Source organism: Nocardia farcinica (assembly GCF_029867845.1).
Classification (GTDB): Bacteria; Actinomycetota; Actinomycetes; order Mycobacteriales; family Mycobacteriaceae; genus Nocardia; species Nocardia farcinica_A.
Genome location: NZ_JARWRU010000953.1, coordinates 1 through 2,415, shown reverse-complemented (window position 1 = coordinate 2,415; position 2,415 = coordinate 1). Strand labels below are relative to the sequence as shown.

Here is a 2,415-nt window from a genome sequence, read left to right as displayed (position 1 = left end):
CCGCGCGCTCGCGGCGTCAGCGCTTGGAGGCCGTGCGCTTGGCCGCGGTCTTCTTCGCGGGGGCCTTCTTCGCCGCTGTCTTCTTGGCGGCGGTGGCCTTGGTGGCGCTCGACTTGGCCGCCGTGGTCTTCTTGGCGGCGGTCGTCGTCTTCTTGGCGGCGGTGGTCTTGGCCGTCGCCTTGGTGGCGGTCTTCTTCGCCGGCGCCTTCTTGGCCGTGGTCTTGGTCGCGGCCTTGGTGGCGGTCGTCTTGCGCGCGGTGGTCTTGGCCGGGGCCTTGGTGGCGGTCGTCTTCTTGGCCGCCGTCTTGGCGGCGGCCTTCTTGGCTGCCGCCTTCTTGGCGGCGGCGGTGGTCGTGGATTTATTCGCCGTCTTCTTGGCCGCCACAGGCGCATTCACACCCCGCTTGACGGCGGGGCCGGTCGCGGCCAGCTTCTGCTTGCCCGCGATGACGGCCTTGAACTGGGCGCCCGGCCGGAACGCCGGCACCGAAGTGGCCTTCACCTTGACGGTTTCGCCGGTGCGCGGGTTCCTGGCCACCCGGGGGGCGCGCTTGCGCTGTTCGAAGACACCGAAACCGGTGATGGTGACGCTCTGGCCCTTGTACACCGCCCGCACGATGGTGTCGACAACGTGCTCGACTGCCGCGGTAGCCGTGCGCCTGTCCGTACCCAACTTTTCGGTCAGAACGTCGATCAGTTCCGCCTTGTTCATTGAATCCTCCGCAGACTAATGGCCCGTCGTCGGACCGACTAGGTACCACGGTAAACCCACATTGAGCAAGAGTCTATGTGCCACGCCAAAATTCATGGTGGTTTAGCACACGTCCAGCTACCGCATCTGATGACGCCCAGCTATCACCGCCGCCGATGATTACGCCTGCGAAATAGGCGCCGGAAGCGTGACGGGCTTCCAAGCCGGCCTTGCCTTTTCGAACTCGGCGATGACGTCACTCTGACGCAGCGTCAGGCCGATGTCGTCCAAACCTTCCAGCAGACGCCACCGGGTGTAGTCATCAATATCGAACGGCAACACGACGGTTCCGGCCGTCACGGTGCGCGCCCGCAGGTCCACCGTCAATTCGAGACCGGGCTGTTCCTCGATCATCTTCCAGAGCATTTCGACATCGTTCTGTGACATCTGCGCGGCCAGCAGACCGCCCTTACCCGCATTCCCGCGGAAGATGTCGGCGAACCGGGACGAGATGACCACCCGAAAGCCGTAGTCCGACAGCGCCCAGACCGCGTGCTCGCGCGAGGAGCCGGTGCCGAAATCCGGTCCGGCGACCAGTACGGTGCCCCGCTTGTAGGGCTCGACGTTGAGAATGAAGTCCGGGTCGTTGCGCCAGGCGGCGAACAGGCCGTCCTCGAAACCGGTGCGGGTTACCCGCTTCAGGTAGACGGCGGGAATGATCTGGTCGGTGTCGACATTGGACCGGCGCAGCGGCACGCCGATTCCCTTGTGCACGGTGAAGGGTTCCATCGGATTCTCTCCTGGGGTCGAAAAGGTGAAGGGCGGGCTTTCAGTCCAGATCGGCGGGCGAGGACAGCCTGCCGCGCACCGCGGTGGCCGCGGCGACCAGCGGGGAGACCAGGTGCGTGCGGCCGCCCTTGCCCTGCCTGCCCTCGAAGTTGCGGTTGGAGGTGGAGGCGCAGCGCTGGCCGGGCGAGAGCTGGTCGGGATTCATGCCGAGGCACATCGAGCAGCCCGCCTGCCGCCATTCGGCGCCGGCGGCGGTGAAGATCTCACCCAGACCCTCCGATTCGGCCTGCGCGCGGACCCGCATCGAGCCGGGGACGACCAGCATCCGCACGCCGTCGGCGACGCGGCGGCCCTTCAGCACCTCGGCGACCGCGCGCAGGTCCTCGATCCGGCCGTTGGTGCACGAGCCGACGAACACGGTGTCGACCGGGACGTCGCGCAGCGGCGTGCCCGGGGTCAAATCCATGTACCGCAGCGCCTTCTGCGCGGCCTCACGGGCGGTCTCGTCGGCGAAATCGGCCGGATCCGGCACGGTGGTGTTCAGCGGGGCGCCCTGGCCGGGGTTGGTGCCCCAGGTGACGAACGGGCTCAGCGTGCTCGCGTCGATGTGCACCTCGGCGTCGAAAACCGCGCCCTCGTCGGTGGCCAGGGCGTCCCAGGCCGCCACGGCGGCGTCCCAGTCGGCGCCCTTCGGGGCGTGCGGACGGCCCTTCAGGAACTCGTAGGTGACCTCGTCGGGGGCGATCATGCCCGCCCGCGCGCCCGCCTCGATGGACATGTTGCACATGGTCATCCGGGCCTCCATCGACATGGAGCGCACGGCCTCGCCGCGGTACTCGAGCACGTAGCCCTGGCCACCGCCGGTGCCGATCTCGGCGATGACGGCCAGGATCACGTCCTTGCTGGTGACCCCGGGCGGCAGCTGGCCGTCGGTG

3 protein-coding genes are annotated in these 2,415 nt (G+C 67.8%); all 3 read right to left on the bottom strand.

Annotated elements, in window-relative coordinates; translation table 11 throughout:
* Window positions 1-16 precede the first annotated feature (16 nt).
* Complete coding sequence (locus QH283_RS21040; RefSeq protein WP_280504694.1) at window positions 17-712, bottom strand: HU family DNA-binding protein; 696 nt, start codon at window positions 710-712, stop codon at window positions 17-19.
* A 159-nt stretch (window positions 713-871) separates the two neighbouring features.
* Entirely contained in the window at window positions 872-1,480 is a 609-nt protein-coding gene (gene leuD / locus QH283_RS21035; RefSeq protein ID WP_280504693.1) for a 3-isopropylmalate dehydratase small subunit, read from the bottom strand.
* Window positions 1,481-1,520: 40 nt separating this feature from the next.
* On the bottom strand, window positions 1,521-2,415 hold an 895-nt coding region (locus QH283_RS21030), incomplete at its 5' end, for an aconitase family protein (protein WP_280504692.1).